Here is a 21,682-nt window from a genome sequence, read left to right as displayed (position 1 = left end):
CGTAAACATAAATAACGTGAATGGCGGATTATTTTAATCCGCCATTCACGTTATTTATGCACAACCAAGATTCTAAGAAGTTTACCTCACTTCGTTGGCTAGATAGTCTTTCATCTGGCCAACAGTTTGTAGCTTTCCCCAGTCTTCATCGGGAATGCGAATACCAAAACTGGTCTCAATTTGTAGCAGTAAATCCGTTACGTCCAGTGAATCAAGACCCAAGTCGCGGCTAAAATTCGCCTGATCGGTTAGAGCAGTCAGGCTAATGCCAATGTTGGTGAGAATCTCTTGTAGTCGGCTGTTTATTTGATGAGTTGTCATGGGTTAGATGAGTTGTTATTTTTTGACTTTACTGTGGTGTCGGGTTTTTAAACCCGACACCACAGTAAAGCCCCTTTACACCGCTTCTGGCACGGCTTCAGCTTCTTTTACTTTGCTGAATCGATTGGTAAACCATTCCTGCAACCGGTCAACGAGGTAGTACATCATCGGAACCAGATAAATAGTCAGAAGCATCGAACTACTCAGGCCGCCAATAAGTACCCACGCCAATGAGTTTTTCCATTCGGCCCCGGCTCCACTTGCGGTTGCAATTGGAAACATGCCGATTACCATCGCGATGGTCGTCATCAGAATTGGCCGCAAACGTTCCTCGCCAGCGTGCAGAATAGCTTGCCGGAAGGGTACACCCTGGGCTTTTTGCTGATTGGCAAAGTCAACGATCAGAATGGCGTTTTTAACCACTAACCCAATCAGCATCAACATTCCCAGCATGGCGAATATCCCGATGTTGGACGATGTCAGAGCTAGCGCCAGCAGGGCACCAATTACCGCTACCGGAACCGAAAACAACACGACGAACGGATAAACAAAACTGTCGTAGAGTAACACCATGATGAAGTACACCAGCATAAGACCGGCCAGCATCGCAATACCCAGCGAACCGAATCCTTCGCTTTGGTTTTTGGCATCACCTCCCCAGCTAACGGTCACACCGGCAGGCAGCGGATGGCTAGCCAGATCAGCCTGAATCACAGCCGTCAGCGTACCCGAACCCGTTCCCAACGTATTGGCCGTAACCGTAACTGACGAGCGACGATTCTTGCGCTCCAATAGCGAAGGGCCATTGCTGAGCGATACATTAGCAAACTCGGCTAAACGTACCGGGCGATTGGTTGATGGGCTAAAGAAGTTGATATTCTTAACATCGTCGGGGTTTTTGCGATCAAAGGCATCGAGCATCACACGGATATCGTAATCTTCGCCATCATCCCGAAATTTAGAATCGTCGTTACCGGCAAACGCGTTTTGCAGGGTTGCACCTACTGTTTGAATGTTCAGCCCTAATTTGGCCATTCTCTCCCGGTCGATTTCTACCCGCACTTCGGGGTTGGTCGTTTCCATGGATATGTTGACGTCATTGGCACCGGGCGTTTTTTTGATTCGGTTGGCCAGATCCTGCGCTGCGGCTAAATTCTTATTTATGTCATCGCCACTGAGGAAAATTTCGATGGGCGCTGTGCCGGAATTGACTATCCCAATAATAGACGAACCGAATTCGATAGCCGGAAAACGTTCGGCCAATTCTTTCCGAACTGTCATCATATACGACTCCGTTGGCATATGTCCAGGCCGGTCTTCGGCGGGCGCCAATTCGATGGTTAACTCTGTTCGGTTAGCGGCTCCCTGCCCCGTACTATTCAACCCCGTACTGGCTCCGCCTACATTGGCGAATACAGTCTGTACTTCGTGTTTCTTGCGAAGATAATTTTCTATACTTCTGGAGGTGAGGTTGTTCTGTTGCAAGGATACGCTCTTGTCGAGCTTCATTGTCAGAAGGAATTTACCCTGATCACCCTGCGCAACGAACTCGGAGCCAATGATGCCCAGGCTCATCACCCAACCCGTGAAAACGAAAATCGCGATCAATATGCCGGTGAACGCCAGCTTGTGGCTCAACACCCAGCCTAAACTGCTGTGATACCCGCTGGTCAGGCTCGTAAGTCCTTTCTCAAACCAAAGTAGAAACGCCTGAAATGGATTCTTTGGATTTAAATGCTCTAGTTTAGCGAGCATCGACGTCAGCCAGGGAGTCAGGGTAAAGCTCACGACTAAACTAACCATTGTGGCAAAGGCCACAGTCAGCGCGAATTGACGCAGCAAATCGGCGATGACGGAATCCACAAACGTAATCGGGATAAACACGACCACAATTACCAGGGTGATGGCAATGGCGGCAAAGCCAATTTCGCTAACGCCATCGAGGGTAGCCCGCCATCGGTTTTTGCCCATCTCGAGATGTCGCTGGATATTTTCGAGCACCACAATCGAGTCATCGACCAGAATCCCGATCACCAGCGAAAGCGCGAGCAATGTCATAAGATTGAGCGAATAGCCCATCACATACATGAACAGGAAGGCTGAAATCAGCGAAGCCGGTACCGATATCATCACAATGAACGCATTCCGAAGGCTGTGCAGGAACAGCAGCATAACAATCGCCACCAGCCCAACGGCAAGAAACAGGTCATGTGTAACGGCTTCTACAGAGGCAAGGGTGAAAATGCTGCTGTCATATGCAATGGCAAAATGGACTTTATCTTTGGCGTTTTCTTTCTCAACCAAGGCTAGTTTTTCCTGAACCAATCGACTGATTTCAACCGCATTGGCATCGGATTGCTTTTTAATGAATAGTCCAATACCATTCTGACCGTTGTAGCGACTGATGCTGTTTGGGTCGGTTATGCCGTCGGTTACGTTCGCTACATCGCCGATACGTATGGGGCTTCCGTTGGCGGGCGTTGCAACCACTAATTTCCGAATATCATCAAGAGACGTAAATTTCCCGGCGAGCCGTAGTGTCATGTTCTCGGTTGTACTTTTTACTTTCCCCGTTGGGAAGTCAAGGTTGGCCTGATTGATGGCCTGCGACACCTGAAGCAGCGATAACCCGTAGTAATTCAGTTTGTCGTCATTGACGTTCACGCGAATTTCGCGCTTGTCGCCCCCAACCATCGTTATGTCGGCGACGCCTTTAATCTGCTGAAGAATAGGCAGGTATTTATCTTCTACCTGTTGATAGAAAACTTCGTTGGGCAACGTCGAGGTTGCCAATAACTGCATAATAGGCTGATCACTAGGCGATATCTTTGATAAGGAGGGCTGCTCGGCATCGTCCGGCAGATCGCTCACTATTTTATCAATTTCCCGCTTAGCATCTTGCAGCGCTAAGTCAATATCGGTACCGGCTTTAAATTGAACGACAAGAACCGACGCGTTTTCAAACGAATTGGATTTCACATCGTCGAGATTGTCCAATCCTGAGACGGCATCTTCGATCTTTTTACTTACTTCCGTTTCCACTTCCGACGGAGCTGCACCGGGATATATCGTTGTGATGGTGATGACCGGAGTAGAAAATTCGGGCAACAATTCATAACTCAACAAGCGGTACGAAAACAGGCCACCTATCGTCAGAATCGCAAAGAGCACGATAATGAAGGAGGGACGTTTGATTATGGTTTCGACAAATTTCATAAGTTCTTTGTTGACTAAAATCAGTGTTTTACTGATTGAGTTTATTGCGCGCTAACCGGCGTACCGTTTTGCAAGTTGATTTGACCACTCGTAACTACTTGATCGCCAACCTTTATTCCCTTCGTAATTTCGTAGTACTCGTTCGTTGTCGCCCCGATAGCAACTGATCTAAGAGCCGCTTTCCCGTTTTCGATTACGTAGACTTGGGGTTGTTTTTCCGAACCAATGATGGCCTGACGAGGTATGGACAGCGTTTGCCCTTTCACTTTGCTTGAATTGGCAATGGAGCCATACATGCCTGCCCGTAATGGATTTGCACTGGAGTTATTGACCGTAATTTCAACAGGATAATTATGAGCTGCATCGCCCTGAGCCGCTATCATTGAAATGCGACCTGTAAAGTGAGCCGCCGGATAAACCTCTGTCTCAATAGATAATGACTGACCAACACGGAATTGATTGATGGCTTTTTCAGGCACCTGAACGACTAACTTCAGTATTGAAATATCGGTCACTTTAGCAATAGGTGTTCCAAGCGATACAACCGAACCCTTTTCAACCATTTTCTCGGTTACAATCCCCGAAAAAGGAGTCGTGATGGTGGTGTTGGCAATTTGTTTTTGAAGTTGTTTGATCTGTGCGTGGGTCGAGCGGATGCTCAACTGAGTTCGCTCAACGTTAATAGCCGGTGTCGCATCGCCCTTTACCAGATTTTCATACCGTTTGAGGTCGTTTTGATAACCTTCCAGCGTAACCTGAAGTGCTTCTATTTGATACCGAAGTTGTTCGTCGTCGAGCTTAGCAATCAATCTGCCTGCGCCAATCGTTTGTCCTTCTTCAATGGGTAAGGAGACAATCTGTCCGCCCGCCTGTGGCCGAATTTCAATTTCCCGATTAGGTGAAAACGAGCCTAAAAACTCGGTTTCCTGCGATAGATTACGTAGTTCGGCAACGGCTGTACGCACACCTACTTTCTGGTCGGCATCAGGCTTGTAAATTTTTGCTTCGACTTCTTTTTTGTTGTTGACCAGCGTCCAGGCAGTTAAGCCAAGCGTAGCAACAAGGGCGAGTACTACTAAAATGCGTTTCATAATTGTTTTATAAGACAGGTGTAAAATGAGTTGATTAGCGGTTTACTAAACTTCCGGTTGCCTTTTTCCAGTCAAGTTCGGCGGTGCGTAGATTGACAAGCGTAGTGAGGTAGTTGTTCTGGGCATCCCGTAGTGAGTTTTCGGCTTGGACAACATCGGTAATGTCAACCGTGCCTTCTTTGAATTGAAGCTGTGTTTGCGTGTAGACTTTTTCAGCCAGCGTTACCTGACCACGATTGGTTGATAGGTTCTGCTGTTCGACCAGAAACCTGTTGCGGGAGTTGGTAATGTCCATCGAAATAGACTCGCGGGTTTGACGGAGTTGTACGTCTAATTTCTGGTCATCAATGCGCTTCTGGCTCAGTTTAGCTTTCCTCGCCAGACCGTCGAATACGTTCCAGTTCAGTTGAAGCCCTAGCCAGTAACCCGGCAGGTTTTTGACATATGAATTGTCTCCGCCAATGGCATAAACCGAACTGTTGGCTACACCATAAGCGGCTACTGTTGGGGCGAAACCCGCTTTAACGTTTCGTTGCTCCAGACCGTTAATCTCTTTTTGCTGGTCGAGTAACTGCAAATCAGTGCGGTTAATGGTGTATTCGCTGCCGGGAGCTACCGGAATGGTTTCTTCAATGGCCGTCCGAACCTGTAGTGAATCCGTTTGGGGCGTACCAGTCAGGTATTTCAGGGAATTTAAAAGCTGGTTATAGGTTGCCAGAAGCGATTCTATCTGTGTTTGTGATGATGTTTTGCTGAGTTGTAACCGATCAACATCAATACCTTGTGCCAACTGGTTTTGCCGACGTAAATCCGTAATGCGAATCAGTCGTTCAGTTGAGGTCAGGTTGCTCCGCAGAAAGGCAATTTGTTGCGTAGTCGTTTGCAGATTATAGTACGTGGCCGATACATTATAAGCAACATCTTCTTTTATTTTCTGCGTTTGCAAAGCCGACAAAGTCCGGCTGGCTTTGGCCGCTTTAGTGGCAATTAATAGGGACTGATTGTATAGTGGCTGGGTAGCTTGTATACTCGTCGATAGGTTGTAAGGAAGTCCGAATGCTACCGCCGAATACGTTCCTTCGGGTCCCCCAAAGACCGATGCGGGAATAACCTGACCCGGAATTTTGAGGTAGCGTCTGTAATCGCCGGTCACGTTCACCTGCGGTCGGGCACCAGCTCTCACTTCAGCGATTTGGGCTTCGGTTCTGACCTCATCGAGCCGGGCCGACTGCACGCTGAAGTTACTGGTCAGCGCTTTGTCAATTAGTTTGTCTAACGTGTAGTCCTGAGCTCTAGCTAAAGAGCTTACTAGTAATAAGGTAGTGGACAAATACCATTGATGGGTTTTCATGGTGGAAAAAATGTTTGTTTTAAATGATTTGACTAATCAACTATTTTAAACATTTGTTTAAAATGTAGACAAAAAAATACTATACTTTTTCGAACTCAAACAAATAGTTCGTAATCATGTCTATGACCAGTTGCTTATGACCATTGGCAAATTCATCAAAATCAGCTTCGGTCATCTGCCACATTTTCATGTGCATAGTTTTGCCAATAAACAGAAACTGAATGTTACAAAAGATCATTGGCATGAGATGCATGGCGCTAATCGGCCGGACATTTCCTTTACTAACTTCCTGTTGCAATTGTTCTTCAAACATAGAATGATGAACCTGTTTCATCAGCCCAATGCAATTGACCATACGTTCCGGATTGCGATGAACTTCGTTCATCACGAAGAGCGATAGGCTAGGATTCGCCTTCATTAACTGAAAGTCGTGTTCAATCAATTCCGCAATCTTTTCCCGAAGGCTGATCGACTTGTTCATGATCTCAACCATTCCGTTAAAGAATAGCTGAACCATTTCCTCGAAGATGTTTATAAATAGCTTTTCTTTACTGCGAAAATAATAGTTCGTTAACGCAATGTTGATACCGGCGGCATCCGCTATATCCCGTGACGTAGCACCATCAAACCCCTTCTCCAGGAACACCCGCTTAGCCGCTTCCCGAATACGTTCTTCGGTTGACTTTGACGGTAAGGAGATACAATCCATTGGCTTTTTCATCTGACGTGTCAAAAGTATGTTGTCAATAGGTAACAAGCAATTATTTCAAATGGTTTTTTTAAACATACGTTTAAATTGTTGAAATAATCAAAAATTATAGAGGATACATTGTATTTCACAACTTAAATGCAGTCAACATGGCGTAAGTGTGTACTATATCCACAGCATATTTTCACTGACTGCAAGAGGATTAACTCAGTGTTCGCCCTATGCTATCGAAAAATGATTGCTTTTTAGGGCAACACCCGCACGGCGTCATAAATCAAGTTTATGTACTTGTCTCGATCAATATCATAGACGAATTCCACGTTAGGCGTTTTCTTAAGTACGTCGAAAAAATCAACGACGGTTGTTCCGGCGGTTAATGTTCCGTTTACTTCAACATCGACGAAGCATGGCTTTGATATGAACATTGAGGGGTCGATAAGCCAGGCAATGGAACAAGGATCGTGCAGGGCAGCTCCACCTTCTAACTCCGGGCGTTCGCGACGGTAGTAAATGGAGAAGAAATCCATCAATTCGGCCACCACTTTACCCGACTTATTGCCAATTGCCCGGAACAACTCAATATCTTTCTGAAAGACCAAGGCTTTGTGCGTAACATCCAGGCCACACATGGTAATAGGAACGCCTGAGTTGAAGACGATGGAAGCCGCTTCGGGATCGACGTAGATATTGAATTCGGCGGTAGGGGTGATGTTGCCGCGAAACGCTCCGCCACCCATTAACGAGATACGCTCAATTTTAACTTTTAAGTGAGGATAGGCCAGTAGAAATGTGGCAATATTGGTTAGGGGTCCGGTTGGCACAAGAGTTATTTTTTCCGGACTTTCGGCCAAAATTGCGGCCATCGCTTCTACTGCTGATAACGGCTCGTGTTTTAAAACGGGATCTGGCAAAATCGGACCGTCCATTCCCATTTCACCGTGTACATAGTCGGCAATGATGAGTTCACGAAAAAGGGGTTTCTCGCTACCCTTGTAAACCGGAATATCGGCGCCCATCAGTGTGATGATTTTCAGGGCATTTTTCAGCGTTTTTTCCTGTGTTTGATTGCCCGCCGACGTAGTAATTGCTTTGATGTCGAATAAACCACTACCAAATGCAAGCATTAGCATTACGGCATCATCATGGCCGGGGTCGCAGTCAATAAGTATGGGTAATTTCTTCATCGTCTAGTATTTGAGGCTGTGTGCCTGAGTAGTGTTCCAACTTTTGTAGGTGTGTATATATCAACGACTAATATGCCATCATTCGGATAGGTAGGGCTTTCTTATAATGAAACAATTACCAGCTAATTAGACCGGCTATGTGCTCTATGTGATGTCGGTTTTGAGAACCGCGCGGGCGGCCCCGCCGACACCACATAGAGCATTTTTATAAAAAAGCCCTGTTCAGATGGGCGAGTTTATAAACCGCTAAAAGTAGCCGAAGTTGAGTCTAAATTTGATCTACTAAGGCTGCCTGCTATCTTAGCTGACGGTTTTTCTCATTTTAGCGGTGTATTATGCGTTTTTCTACCTCCCTCTCATTTACTGTATTCGTCAGTCTGTTTGGTATCAACCCATTGTTGGCTCAGAATGACGCCATCCCGGCTGACATACAACGCGTTTCTAAAACGGCACGCCCCGAAGCCATCCGGGCCGCCATGCGTTTTCTGGCCGACGACGCGCTCGAAGGCCGCAAGCCTGGTACACGCGGCTTTGCACTGGCAGCCAACTACATGCAAGCCCAACTCGAAGCCCTGGGAATGCAACCCGCTGGAGAAAATAACACTTACCGACAGGCCGTGCCGCTACGCCGTTGGCAGGTACGTGAAAGCAAGAGTTCGCTGACTCTACTATCGAAAGATCGTGAACAACCGCTGACTTATGGGAAGCAGTTTATTCTTAATCCGACCCCCGATCATGCCAATGGCGACGTAACAGCACCCGTTGTTTTTGTTGGCTACGGCGTTTCGGCCCCAGAGTTGGGTTACGATGACTATGCGGGTATCGATGTTAAAGGTAAAATTGTTGCTTATGTAAATGGAGCACCATCTACCTTTCCATCCAATCAGCGAGCGTATTTTTCCTCCGCTAAGGCCGAGATCGCCGTGGCACATGGAGCCGTCGGTGTGCTGGCATTTAGCCTGCCAACCGATTTGCGTAACCGCATCGAAACAGCGGCTCCCCGCGCCCGACAGGGTATCTATCGCTGGCTGGATAAACAGGGAAAGCCCCAACGCACATTTCCTGCTCTGCAAGGGGCCGGTTCGTTAAGCGATTCGACAGCTCGATTACTCTTTGCTAATTCGCCAACATCATTCACTAGCGCTATTTCGGCGGCCATGAAAAATCATCCGCAGGCATTTCCGCTGAATATCTCGGTACGGATGCAAACGCAGACTGATGTTGTTGAAGATGTGGCTGGTCAAAATGTGATAGCCTTACTACCGGGTTCTGATCCGGTCCTAAAAAATGAATACATCGTCTTTGTGGCGCACCTCGACCATCTGGGCATTGGCCGCCCTGTGAAAGGAGATTCGATTTATAATGGTGCCCACGATGATGCATCGGGTGTGGCCATCAATCTCGAAACCGCCCGGCTGTTTGCCTCGTTGCCCAAAGCACCCCGGCGATCTATTTTGTTTGTGGGCGTAACGGGCGAAGAAATGGGACTTCTTGGTTCCGACTATTTTGCTAGTAATCCTACCGTTCCGAAAGATAAAATCGTGGCTAATCTGGCGTTAGATATGCCATTTTTCTTCCATCCACTGCTCGACATTGTGCCTTATGGTGCCGAGCATTCGAGTCTGCATAAGGAAGTCAAACAGGCTGCATCTCTGTTGGGTATGGAGATTAGCCCCGACCCAATTCCTGAACAAACGGTGTTTATGCGAAGTGATCACTTCAGTTTTGTCCGGCAGGGCATACCGGCCCTTTTTATTAAAAGTGGTTCACAAACGGGAAATCCAAACCTCGACGGTACTAAACTCAACCTCGACTGGCGGGCAATGATCTACCATACTCCGCAGGATGACATGAACCAGCCCTTCGATTTTAATGCAGCCACTAAACATGTTCAATTGCAATTTCTAATAGGCTATTTAGTTGCTCAGGCCGACCAGCGCCCCACCTGGAATAAAGACGACTTCTTCGGGACAAAATTCGGTAAGGGTACCGTGATAAAATAGGTAGAACTCTGTCTATTTAAGACTATTCACCAGGCTTTGGGCCATATCCTCAACAAATGCTCCGGTGTATGGCCCAAATCGATTTATATCACGAATTTGATACGGACTCTGAGCGGCATAATAGTAAGTATCTGGTACAATCTGGCCGATGTTTCCTCCGTTAAAACTGGTTATAATCAGATTGTTACGCTCCGCAATTTTTGTTTTTGATAAACTGGGTAGTAGCAGACTAGAAAAAGCACCGGGATAGCCTATAAAAACCGTTTTGCCAATGCGTAACGCCTTTAACTCGGCTGGATAATCGCCGTATAAGGCCTTTGCCAGCCACGGTTTCAGCCGCCATTTTTGACTGATTCGAACTTGTGGGTCATTTTGAATCAGAGGTGTCGTTTGTGCTATTAACGTACTATCAGTGTGTAGTGGCAAGTTGGCCAGCAACGGTGTAATGGATGCAAGCAGGCCGTCAATCTGTTTGGCCGTATCGTTTGCTGGCTTACTGTCTTGTGCTGGCTTATTTCCTTGTTTTTCTCCTTTGGGCGGCTCTATTGCCCCAACCATAAATAGGGTGAAACTCTTTGTCCGTTGCTCCAGTCTGTCTGTCAAAAGTCCCGCATAATCACGGCTCAAGGAGGAAGGCGTTGACACGTTGATACCTGTTTGGCCACCTTCGGATGAGCAAATAAGTGCCGATTCTCCCGTGAGTTTTTGGAGTTTTAGAAAATGAATGTTTTCCGCCGGAGGACTTTTTTCTCCGTCACGAAAATCCATTTTAGTATAGCCAATTTGAGTAGTTGCCCTGTTTCCTTTGGCTAAAGCAACCGCTTTTAAAATGGCTTCCGTAAGCTGAGAAACCACGTGTTCATCGTAGTCTCCCACAGTCTGTTTGCCCATGTAATCAGTTGCCCAGCCGCCCAGACTATGGTGCGAATTAGTAGCGCCCAGATATACATTTTTCCAGTTAAAACCGAGCGTGGGCAACCTTTTTTGCAATTCCAGCGCAACAGACGGAGGCATGATTAGTAAATCAATGGTGATTATAGCGGCTAATGTGGTTCCGTTATCTAGCACGACAGCGCGTGTGTAAATCGAGTCGTGGACAGTCGTCCAGCGTTGAGCCGATTTATCGTTCGCCATAGGTGTCTTAAAATTAGGGGTAACATTGACCTTTGCCCATCCGGCCTTTATGGCATATTTCGGAGGCAAATCGCTTACGATCCAGGCAAACCGCTGGCGGGTGAATCGATAATAAAGAGTGTTCTTATAACTACCCTTATCAACTAATGTAATGCTGAAAGCTAGTACGTTAATGATGATTAGGAGCAGTACGAAAGCTATAATGCGTGTTCTGGAAGAAATTTTCATTAGGTCTACTACTAATCTCTATGATTGAATCAGTTGAAGTTGATTCTATAAATGTATACTCTAGAGGCCAGGAATCACTCAGTTTTATGTGCATAACCTTGTTAGTGTTGGTCCGAATTGTGAATAATCAGGCAGCAGGACGCCTAATTTAGCTTGAAAGAACGTCCCGAAAGCAGAATCGTTTTAGGGTATAATTTAGTATGTTCGTTAAATGTTAATTTATTTGCTGGAGACTTCCTTCTAACTTTAAACCCTTGATCCTTACTTGGCTCCATACCTTCCGCATAAATGATTGAATGACCATAAGGTAGCAATCGCAGGTGGAACGTATAGGTATATTTAACTATTTTTTAATTGTTATTTTACGGCCTTTTAATCGCAATTTTGCGGTTTTTAGGGCACCTGCGTGTTTGTCTATTGAGGCCCTGTTCATCAAATGATTCAGCAAAAAATAATAGTATATCTCCTGTGCGTCTGTACGTTTCTATCAGCTTCTGCACAGACTACGCTGACTTTGCGACAAACACTCCAGCAAGTCCGTGAGAACAGTCCCGCCCTGCGTGTTGAGCGACTGAATATCAATGCAGCCCAGGCTGACCAGACTACGGCCAATCTGCGGCCAAATCCTGTGCTGAACAACCAGACACTATTTCAATTAAGACCAACGCCCGGCGCTGAAGGGGTGGGTCTGCTGAACCGGCAACGGCGGCAGTTCTGGCTACAGGCTACCAAAGAATTCGACATTCACAATAAGCGTACCTACCGAAATCGCTTTGCTGAAGCTAACACAAATCTAGCCGTTCGGGGAGTGGCAGAGACCGAGCGCGGGTTACTTTTCGACGCGGCCAATCGCTACCTCGATGCCTGGTATGCCCGCATCCAGCTTTCGTTGCTACAACGGGCTAAAGCCAACGTGGATACACTGATTCAACTAAACGTTGTGCGGTTAAAAAATCTGGTAATCACCAGTACTGACCTCACCCGAACGCAATTAATATCGGATCAGTACGCTATTCAAACCAGTACGGCTCAGCAGGATCTTCGCAATCGGCTGAATGAACTGCGTTTAGTAATCGGCGCAACCGATAGCATTAACGTGGCTCTAAATGATTCAATTATTAACCCAGCCTTCACAAATCCACTGCGTCTATATCCGGCAGTGAGTGCCAGTGCTGATAGTTTGCTGCAACTGGCTTCTACGACTCGTACTGATGTGCGCGTTGCCGAAGCAAATCTGGAAACGGCCCGGCGGAACGTAGATTTACAACAAGTGCTGGCTAAACCACGGAATGAAGCCGGTTTAATCTGGAACCCCCAAAACGCCGTTCCCTACGCAGGTGTCTTTCTCACGCTCGAATTACCGGTGTACAGCCGTAACCAGGGCGAAATTCAAAAGTCTCGGGTATTGCAGGAACAGGCAGGACAAGCGGCTGCATTGGTGCAGATACGAATACGGTCAGAAATAGAAACGGCCTATCAATCATTTATGATTAGTCGCCAAAATATTGACCGCTATATAGGCATTCGTCGCGATGCCGACCGTGTGCTGGCATCCGTCCGGTACGCCTACCTGCGCGGTGCCACTACACTAATTGATCTGCTTCAAGCACAAAGCTCGTGGTTCGATACGCAAACGGCTTACTACCAATCGCTATATACCCACCGTCAAAACTATGTCCGGCTGCTCTACGTGACCGGGCAAATTAATTCATATTGAGAATGAAATTTCACTCCATATTACTGCTGGTTCTGCTGGTTACTGCCTGTAAAGACAAGCCTAAGCCGGTCGTTAAATCAACACCACGGCCAACGATCAGTACCGATGGCGGACGCATAACTTTCCCGGATTCAGTTATGATTCGCCCTTTTACCACGCAATCTGCTCGTTCGGCCTCCATCCGTACCGATTTTGTCGCTCCTGGCCATGTGGCGGCTATGGTTTTGCGCTCAAGCGAGAACCCGGCTGAACGACTGGTTTTATTCGATGAGCCGAGTTTGTCAGATAATTATACGGCCATTTTGCAGCACCGGAATAATATCCAGACTGAGCGCGGCAACCTGGATCGGGTAAAAGATTTACAGGCTCATGGAGCGGCATCGGGCAAAGAAGTGATTGAGGCCCAGACTCAGTTGGCCAACGAAGAAGCGGCTATCATTTCGGATGAAGCGACTCTCAAACTGGCGGGATTTGACCCCGAAGCACTACGTAAAGCTCGGCCAAATACAATATTAGTTGTCTGTGAAATACCTGAAAATCAGTTCAGTAGTATTCGTAAAGGGCTAATTTGTAACTTAAATTTTACGGCGTTTCCTAATGAACGATTTGCTGGTCGCATTGACAATGTCAACGACTATGTAGACAATACCACACGCCAGATTAAACTACGTATTTCCGTAGCTAATCCCGATGGGCGGCTCAAAGCGGGCATGTTTGCAACGGCAGAATTTGGCGTTATGGAAGGCCAGTTTATGACTGTCTCGCGCGATGCTATCGTAACCGTGCAGGGGCGGGATTATGTATTTGTGCAAACGGGGCCGCAAGCGATTGAACGGCGGGCCGTACAACTCGGCCAGCAGCGTGCCGACCGGGTGATGGTGCAGAATGGACTAAAGGAAAACGATCAGGTTGTAACAGCGAATGTCCTGCAATTGAAAGGGCTAAGCTTTGGATACTAATTAAAGGGCCAATCCAAAATGGTCGCCGTAGCAGGTTTATCCAGCCGAAAATAAATGATTCAGAAACTAATAATATTCTCCCTCAAAAACCGCTGGGTCGTTGTTGGACTGGCAGTGGCCGTAATGGGACTGGGGTTGTGGTGCTTCAAACTGCTGAAGATTGAAGCCTACCCCGATATTGCCGATACCAATGTTATCGTCATCGCAAAATATGATGGTCGGGCGGCAGAAGAGGTTGAGCAGCAGGTAACTATTCCGCTTGAGCGGGTGCTGAACAGTGTACCCCACGTAACTGATCGCCGGTCGAGAACCATCTTCGGATTATCAGTAGTTCAGTTGAACTTCGATGAAACTGTTACGGATTACTTTGCCCGTCAGCAAGTTATTGAACGGCTTACCGGTGCCCAACTACCCGATGGTGTTGCACCTGAACTGGCTCCGCTTACAACGGCTGTCGGCGAGATTTATCGCTATGTGATTGAGGCTCCCCTGAGCATGACACCCATGCAACTGCGTGATTTGCAGGACTGGGTTATCATTCCGCAATTGCTTCAAGTACCCGGTCTGGCCGATGTAACAACATTTGGTGGACCGATCAAGCAGTTTCAGGTTATTCCTGACCCGGCTAAATTACGCAAGTTCGATCTGACGTTGCAGGATGTGATCGAGGCTGTTCAGAAGAACAATCAGAATACAGGAGGCAATGTCATTTCGAGAGGAGGGCAGGGCTTTGCCGTGCGGGGATTAGGGGCTCTCAAAACCCCCGACGATGTAGAACATATCGTTCTGAAATCCAATGAAGGTGTGCCCATTTTGGTCCGCGATATAGCCAGCGTAGAAATTAACCCGCCCTCGCCGTCTGGTATTCTGGGTTACCGAATTCCCGATGAAAATCTGGACGTAATTGGCGCAACAGAAGGTATTGTTCTGCTACGCCGGGGTGAAAATCCCAGTGAAGTGCTGGAACTACTCAAAGAGAAAATAGCCGATCTCGAAGCGCGCGAACTGCCCAAAGGCGTTCACTTGCGGGTACTTTACGACCGGGGTTTTTTAATTGATCACTCCCTCGAAACGGTTGCCCATACACTTATTGAAGGTATTTCGATAGTAGCTATACTGCTCGTGTTGTTTCTGGGCAGTCTGCGGGCGGCTTTGGTCGTTACAGTTACGATTCCATTCTCGCTGTTATTTGCGTTCATCCTGATGAAGCTGGTTGGTATTCCCGCTAACCTGCTATCGTTGGGGGCGATCGACTTTGGTATTATTGTCGATGGGGCCAGTGTAATGGCCGAGCATCTTCTCAGACGATACCGGTCGGCAGGGCCCGCAGACCGCAATCAGGGCGTAGTAAACGTTACAGCACGGTCGGCGGGTGAGGTAGCACGTGAAATTTTCTTTTCCGTTACCATCATCATTCTGGCCTACATGCCGATTTTGCTGATGCAACGCGTTGAAGGAAAGTTATTTAGTCCAATGGCGTTGACCCTGTCATTTGCGGTAATTGGGTCGTTAATCTGTGCGCTGACGATTATTCCGGTCCTCATTTCGTTTGCCTTTCGCAAGGCACTTTCGCCCAACGGTAAGCCACTGAAAGAACACAAGAACTTCCTTTTGTCACCGTTGGAACGAGGTTATCAGTGGCTGCTAAAGTCGGCGTTGATGCGTGCGCCAGGGATAGTAGTCGGCGTTGGAATGACTATTGTAGTTATCATGATTGGCTTCGGGTTGAAACTCGGTACTGAATTTTTGCCTGAACTCGACGAAGGATCCATTTTCATGCGCGCGTTTATGCCATCGGGTATCACGATTCAGGAAAATGCGAAGATTGCGCCTAAAATTCGGGACATCATTAGCACGCATAAACCTGTCAGTTTCGTGATTACGCAGACGGGCCGCAACGACGATGGAACAGACCCGTTCCCAACCGACCGTACCGAAATATTGATTGGGTTAAAAGACTATAGTACGTGGTCGGATACAATTGCGAAAAAAGAAATTGTGCGTTCGATGCAAAGTGAATTACAGGAAGCGTTTCCGGGGGCATTCTTTTCATCGGGTCAGCCAATTATTGACCAGGTAATGGAAATCGTGACGGGTAGTGCAGCCGATTTAGCCATTTCTATAGTCGGTAACGATTTGACATTGATGCGTACTAAAGCTGATAGTATTTCCGCTTTGGTAAAGGGTATGAACGGTGCGGTATCTGTCAATATTGAGCAGGAAGGCCCGCAAGACCAGTTGGCTATAAAAATCAACCGACCGGCAGCCGCTCGTTATGGTATCAATGTAGCAGAAATTGAAAATATGATTGAAGCCGCCATCGGCGGTAAAGCGATTGGTTCTATCTATGACGAAGCCAAACGCTACGACGTTGTGGTACGCTTCACCCCCGAGAGCCGGGGTAGTATTGATGCCATTCGGCTGCTTCAGGTACCCTCAGCAACGGGCGCACTGATTCCCATGAGCGAACTGGCCGACATCCGGTACGTGCAGGGACAGACAAACATCTACCGAATCAACGGCAAACGTATGGTTACGGTTAGAACTAACATTCGGGGACGCGATCAGGGTGGTTTTGTCAAAGAAATCAGTGAGAAAGTCCGCCAGCATGTTAAAATTCCCGAAGGCTACAGCATCATCTACGGCGGCCAATACGAAAACCTCGAACGGGCAGGTGGTCAGTTGGCTATCTCCATTCCGCTGACTATTGTGGTTGTGTTTCTGTTTCTTTTTATGCTTTACGGAAACGTTCGCGACACGTTGTTAACGCTTACCTGTCTGTTGTTTGCGTTGGGTGGAGGCATTGGCGCTTTGTTGTTGCGGGGTTATAATTTCAATGTATCAGCGGGTGTGGGCTTCGTATCGATCTTTGGCATTTCGGTGATGGCGGGCGTCTTACTCGTGTCTGCCCTGAATCGAAACCTGATTGACAATCCGAAGTCGCTAAAGGAAATCACCATCGAAACGGCACAGGAGCAATTTCGGGCTATTATGGCCATTATGGTCGTGGCTATTATTGGCCTTGTGCCAGCCGCCATTTCGAGCGGTATTGGTTCCGATGTGCAACGGCCACTCGCTACGGTGATTATTGGTGGATTAACGACAACGTTGTTCTTTGCCCCCCTTATTATTCCGCCTTTATTTTACCTCGTCAATCGCAAACGCCCTCGTCCAACACCAGTTGACTCGACAGGGCATCACATTCCGGAGCCGATTGAAGAAGGAACGGAGATGTAAGGAAAGGAGGGGTTGAGTGGGTATTACGGCATTTTACCCCACCCCTTGAACTAAGGTGAGGGGCTAAAAAAAGTCCGCAAGTCACCCCTCCCCTGTTTTTCAGGGGAGGGGCCGGGGGTGGGGTAGATTACCATAAGTTATTCCCATTAGCGCAGGAACAGCCGCTCCTCTTCGTGATCCAGATAGTAGAGATGCTTGCGAACAATGTCTTCATCGAGGGTCATGATACTCCTGTTTTTGTTAACCAGCCATTGCCGTTGCCGGTCCAGAATATGCCGGTAAAGGTCTTTTACCGGCTCGCTTAGGGTAAACGCTTCATCGCCCGATAATTGGCGTGAACTGTGGTCGATCAGCTTTTTATAAATGGGTTGGGTAAGTTCGTCCTCGCTCAGATGTTCCCGCATGTATTGCAGGGCCAGGGCGGCAAGTTCTTTTTCGATAAAAGCATCGACCTTCTCCTCTGGCTTGATATAATCCTTTTCTTCGAATCCGAATTTTTTTATAATAGCGGGTAACGTAAGGCCTTGGACAACAAGGGTCAGCAGAATCACGACGAACGTGATGAACAGGATAAGGTTACGCTGCGGGAAAGCGGCTCCGTTACCCATGTGAATGGGAATGGATAAGGCGGCTGCCAGCGAGACCACGCCCCGCATACCGGTCCAACCCAGGAATAGGGGCGTGGTCCAGCCCGGATTTGCGGTATCGGCCACGGTTATAAAATTCCGCATCACCAGGGTTGTGATGACGGCCCCGTAGCACGATAAAATCCGGACAACAATCAAGGCTACTGTAATCAATACGCCATAGCCAATCGCTTCCCCGATACTGGTATGGCCCAGACCGGCAACAATTTCTGGTAGATCGAGCCCGATCAAAATAAATACAAATCCGTTCATGATAAAGGAAGTGCTTTCCCAAAAATTGTAGCCTCTTATTCTGGATCGACCACTCAAAAAATTGAATCGGTGGTAGGACATTAGCAGTCCACCACTCACAACCGCCAGCACCCCCGAGCTATGCGCTTCTTCGGCGGCAATGTACATGGCGTAGGGCGTGAGAATGGATAGAGCCATATCGATATTAACATCCGTCGGGAGTAGTTTATGGGTTTTCATAAACAGCCAGCCAACCAGCAGACCGATCCCTACTCCGCCGATCAGCATCCACAAAAAACTCATAGAAGCATTCTGCACGTCAAACTTACCTGTAGATACGGCTATAAGCGCAAACTGAAAGATAATCAGCGAGGACGCATCGTTGAGCAGGCTCTCGCCCTCCAGAATGGACGAAATACGCTTGGGGACTTTAACGAATTTCATGATGGCGCCCGCGCTGATCGCATCGGGGGGCGACACAATACCGCCCAGCAAAAAGCCCAGTGCCAGGGTAAAGCCGGGAATAAATGTGTAGGCAATCAGGGCGGTACTCAGGGCCGTAACAAAGACGACCAGAAAGGCAAACGAGAGGATAATACGTCGCCATTTCCACAGTTCTTTCCATGAAACGGACCAGGAAGCCTCGTACAACAGCGGTGGTAAAAAGATGATGAAGATCAGCTCCGGGTCCATGTTGAGCATCGGTACGCCGGGAATAAAGCCAATGCCAAGGCCAGCCACTACCAGCAACACCGGATAGGCCACTTTTATTCTCTGAGCCAGGATGATCAGCAACAACATGACCAGCACCATCCCCAGATAAAACGTAACGTGTTCAAGCATCGTAATGAAAATTAGGGTGTAGAAGCCATTAAAATAACATAAAAAAGCAGGCTGGATGCCTGCTTTTTTATGTGCCAATATATTGCTTTTTGAAGGGTCATACCAAATCTTTATGGTTTTAATCTGCTGAATACGTGTAGCTCGGTCACGTCATTACGTAAATTTATCGCGTATAAATCTGAAAGCTGAACGTCACAATTCTATTGTTTTAAAACAACCTTTACCTGTTTTAAAACTTGATACGTGTACGATTTCTTACTCGGATGACTATATGTAATTAAAACATTTATCACTAATTTCAAATATTTTGAGAGTAGTAAATGCGCATCGTTTCTATTATCAATTTAGATATTGTTTTGAAGTTCCTGTAAGTTGATTATTCTCAATCCAGAGAACTTTTATTTCTCTATCCTGCGACAAATACTTAATTATCCAATCACTAAAAGGTCTTTCTGAAAATACAATCCAAAGAGTTGCGTCTTTTAATGAGTAAAGAAATCTATATTCATAAAGTTGGCTTATTGCTGCTCTCACCTGGTCATTTTCATTGTCTTCATTAATACTTTTTATTTCAAATATTGCTGGTAAATTTTTTATAATAGCAAAAGCATCAATATGCTTCGTCTCCGCTACATCATAACCCAATTCTAATAGTTCTTTTTTTAATATTTTAAGGGTCTCTGAATGTTTTTGATTAGCGCTATCAAGTTTCTTTTTTGAAATTTTAGATAATATGTATGGTTGTTGGTCTATTTCTTCAATTTCCTTATTAATACTTGATGCTCCCTTTCTTTTAATTGGCCTTAATTCTAAGTAAATAAAATCCTTTTTCTTTTCGCTTTGCTCTTCATTTATAATATTGAGCGGAGAGGGTAATTCGCTTTGTGTCTGTTTGCTGTCATCAAGTGATAATTCTTCAATTCTACAATTTTCTTCAAGTTTTGCAAATTTTAACTTCCATGCAAAAGCATCTGGTAGATTTCTGTCTTCATGCCAAATTACTGCAGTTGAGATTTCTTCCTCCAATCCATTATAAACTCCGAAACGGTACACTTGCTTTAAAAAAGTAGAATAATCCTTTTTTGTATAAATTATTTTTAAAAGATCTATAATTTGATATTTTGTAAACTGCCCAATCTCATAATATACACTCAAAATAAGTCCTGCATTTTTAATCTCGTATGCTTCGTCTATTGCCGTAAGTAAATCAGGTTTGATAAGTTCCAAGGGAATATCAGACTTTTTCCAACCTTTCACAGCTTTTACAAGCGCACCCTTTTGAAGTCTCTCGTAAAATTTTTTAAGTTTTTCATTATCAATTTCTACTTGAGACATGAATAAAATTGTTAGTGGTTCGAAGTTGTTACATATGAGAGATTATAATCTGCTCAAGAAGGGTAATTAAAATAATATTACACTTATCTATAGGATACTTTTTCGCTTATCAGGATACCAACAAACCGTTAGGACATCTATCAAATCCAACATCTAATCCTAATCACGCAATCAATGCCTCCGACACCCACACCTTATACGTACAGACGAACCGATTACCGAAGATGTGGAATGGAATAGCAATGAAAGATACGGGATTCGTGTATTTATCCGTGGCTTTTTCGGTAATTACGTTGACGTCACACGATGGGCTGGATGCCTGAGCTGATTGAAGAAGGAACGGAGATATGAAAAAGTCTGAAAAGTAGGAAAGGCTGTAAATACTCCTAAATATCCTGAAGGGTATTTACAGTCAGACCTAACTGAAAGAAAATATAGGACGCTATGCCAATATATTGCTTTTTGAGTTAAACTGCACTCCGGTAAAACCTCGACTTAGCTCAGGAAATCTCAAGGACAATTTTGCCGATATGTTCACTGCTGGCCATTAATTCTTGGGCCTGAACTGCTTCTGATAAGGGGAAGGTGCGGTAAACAATCGGTTTTAGCTGACCATCGGCTAACAATGGCCAAACATTCTGCTCGACATCGGCAGTCAGGGCTGCTTTGAAATTATCATTACGCGGTTTGAGCATACTGCCGCCAATCGTAATTCGCTTTTGCATCAGCGTTGGAATGTGAATCTGGCTATCGGCTCCCTGCATAGAATTGATAAACATGAGTCGGCCATCAGTCGCTAGCAGGCGTAGATTTTTTGGCGTGTAATCGCCACCAACCATATCCAGAATGACGTTGATTCCTACCCCAGAAAGCACCTGCTCAAAGTCTTCTCTTTTATAGTTGACGCATTTAACGGCTCCCAACTGTTCGCAAGCGGCACACTTTTCATCACTGCCCGCTGTTGCATATGCATTGGCTCCGAACGCTTTCGCTAGCTGAATGGCGGTTACCCCAATACCGCTGCTGCCACCATGTACCAGTAAATTTTCTCCCTTTGTTAAATGCGCCCACTGAAAAATCGTTGACCAGACGGTCAGTATCGTTTCTGGAAGTGAGGCCGCTTCGACAAACGTTAAATTCGAAGGGACGGGCAGGCAATGTCGTTCGTCAACGGCTACATATTCAGCATAACCACCCTCACGAAGTAGGGCGCACACGGCGTCACCAATCTGCCAGCGGCTAACATTAGGTCCGCACTGCTCAACAACACCTGCCACTTCAAGGCCAGGAATTTGACCCGTTGGGTCAGGACCGTAGCCACCCTGTCGCTGGTGAATATCACTCCGATTAACGCCAGCGGCTCGTACCCGAATAAGGACCTGGCCGCTTGCTGGTTGTGGGGTAGAACGCTCTTGTAGGTGAAGAACGGAGCTATCGCCAGGGCGGGTTATACTGCTTGCTTTCATACGTTAATAA

The 21,682-nt window shown here is 46.5% G+C and carries 14 protein-coding genes; 4 read left to right on the top strand and 10 right to left on the bottom strand.

The genetic code is table 11. The annotated features are described in order from the left end of the window. Nucleotides 1-81: 81 nt before the first annotated feature. The 6 genes from ACFS25_RS17850 to ACFS25_RS17825 all read right to left on the bottom strand — a co-directional run bounded on the left by ACFS25_RS17850 (nt 82) and on the right by ACFS25_RS17825 (nt 7,872). Nucleotides 82-321, bottom strand: a complete 240-nt coding sequence (locus ACFS25_RS17850) for an acyl carrier protein (RefSeq protein ID WP_381503761.1) — start codon at nt 319-321, stop codon at nt 82-84. A gap of 75 nt (nt 322-396) precedes the next feature. After that, nucleotides 397-3,537, bottom strand: a complete 3,141-nt coding sequence (locus ACFS25_RS17845) for an efflux RND transporter permease subunit (RefSeq protein WP_381503759.1) — start codon at nt 3,535-3,537, stop codon at nt 397-399. A 41-nt stretch (nt 3,538-3,578) separates the two neighbouring features. Beyond that, nucleotides 3,579-4,628 (bottom strand): efflux RND transporter periplasmic adaptor subunit, encoded by a 1,050-nt coding sequence (locus tag ACFS25_RS17840; protein ID WP_381503757.1) that lies wholly within the window; start codon nt 4,626-4,628, stop codon nt 3,579-3,581. A 34-nt stretch (nt 4,629-4,662) separates the two neighbouring features. Continuing rightward, nucleotides 4,663-5,979: a TolC family protein gene (locus ACFS25_RS17835; protein ID WP_381503755.1), complete on the bottom strand. Its 1,317-nt coding sequence runs from the start codon at nt 5,977-5,979 to the stop codon at nt 4,663-4,665. Between the two features lie 79 nt (nt 5,980-6,058). Continuing rightward, nucleotides 6,059-6,700 (bottom strand): TetR/AcrR family transcriptional regulator, encoded by a 642-nt coding sequence (locus ACFS25_RS17830; protein WP_381503753.1) that lies wholly within the window; start codon nt 6,698-6,700, stop codon nt 6,059-6,061. 233 nt (nt 6,701-6,933) lie between these two features. After that, the gene (locus ACFS25_RS17825; RefSeq protein WP_381503751.1) at nt 6,934-7,872 is read right to left on the bottom strand and encodes a nucleoside hydrolase; all 939 of its coding nucleotides are present in this window, start codon (nt 7,870-7,872) and stop codon (nt 6,934-6,936) included. Nucleotides 7,873-8,207: 335 nt separating this feature from the next. Here ACFS25_RS17825 and ACFS25_RS17820 point away from each other — a divergent pair, with 335 nt between their 5' ends. Further along, nucleotides 8,208-9,875 carry a M28 family metallopeptidase gene (locus ACFS25_RS17820; RefSeq protein WP_381503749.1) on the top strand — a complete coding sequence of 556 codons (1,668 nt, stop codon included), beginning with the start codon at nt 8,208-8,210 and terminating at the stop codon, nt 9,873-9,875. A gap of 12 nt (nt 9,876-9,887) precedes the next feature. On the opposite strand, the gene ACFS25_RS17815 is transcribed toward ACFS25_RS17820, so the two are convergent. After that, nucleotides 9,888-11,237, bottom strand: a complete 1,350-nt coding sequence (locus ACFS25_RS17815) for a neutral/alkaline non-lysosomal ceramidase N-terminal domain-containing protein (RefSeq protein WP_381503747.1) — start codon at nt 11,235-11,237, stop codon at nt 9,888-9,890. A 514-nt stretch (nt 11,238-11,751) separates the two neighbouring features. Here ACFS25_RS17815 and ACFS25_RS17810 point away from each other — a divergent pair. Genes ACFS25_RS17810 through ACFS25_RS17800 form a run of 3 tightly spaced genes read left to right on the top strand, consistent with a single transcriptional unit; the run spans nt 11,752 to nt 17,150 of the window. After that, nucleotides 11,752-12,954 (top strand): TolC family protein, encoded by a 1,203-nt coding sequence (locus tag ACFS25_RS17810; protein ID WP_381503745.1) that lies wholly within the window; start codon nt 11,752-11,754, stop codon nt 12,952-12,954. A 2-nt stretch (nt 12,955-12,956) separates the two neighbouring features. Next, nucleotides 12,957-13,913: an efflux RND transporter periplasmic adaptor subunit gene (locus ACFS25_RS17805; protein ID WP_381503743.1), complete on the top strand. Its 957-nt coding sequence runs from the start codon at nt 12,957-12,959 to the stop codon at nt 13,911-13,913. Between the two features lie 54 nt (nt 13,914-13,967). Further along, entirely contained in the window at nt 13,968-17,150 is a 3,183-nt protein-coding gene (locus ACFS25_RS17800) for an efflux RND transporter permease subunit (protein ID WP_381503742.1), read from the top strand. Nucleotides 17,151-17,296: 146 nt separating this feature from the next. On the opposite strand, the gene ACFS25_RS17795 is transcribed toward ACFS25_RS17800, so the two are convergent. From ACFS25_RS17795 to ACFS25_RS17785, 3 genes are all read right to left on the bottom strand, one after another. Next, on the bottom strand, nt 17,297-18,871 hold the full coding sequence (locus tag ACFS25_RS17795; protein ID WP_381503739.1) for a Na+/H+ antiporter: 1,575 nt from the start codon (nt 18,869-18,871) through the stop codon (nt 17,297-17,299). A gap of 339 nt (nt 18,872-19,210) precedes the next feature. Beyond that, a complete protein-coding gene (locus ACFS25_RS17790; protein ID WP_381503737.1) occupies nt 19,211-20,206 on the bottom strand; it encodes a hypothetical protein in 996 nt (331 codons plus the stop codon). 500 nt (nt 20,207-20,706) lie between these two features. Continuing rightward, the gene (locus ACFS25_RS17785) at nt 20,707-21,672 is read right to left on the bottom strand and encodes an NAD(P)H-quinone oxidoreductase (protein ID WP_381503735.1); all 966 of its coding nucleotides are present in this window, start codon (nt 21,670-21,672) and stop codon (nt 20,707-20,709) included. Nucleotides 21,673-21,682: the final 10 nt, after the last annotated feature.

It is taken from the genome of Spirosoma flavum (genome assembly GCF_042686045.1).
GTDB lineage: Bacteria > Bacteroidota > Bacteroidia > Cytophagales > Spirosomataceae > Spirosoma > Spirosoma flavum.
The sequence above is the reverse complement of the archived record's forward strand: the minus strand, read 5'-3'. Positions and strand labels throughout refer to the sequence as shown.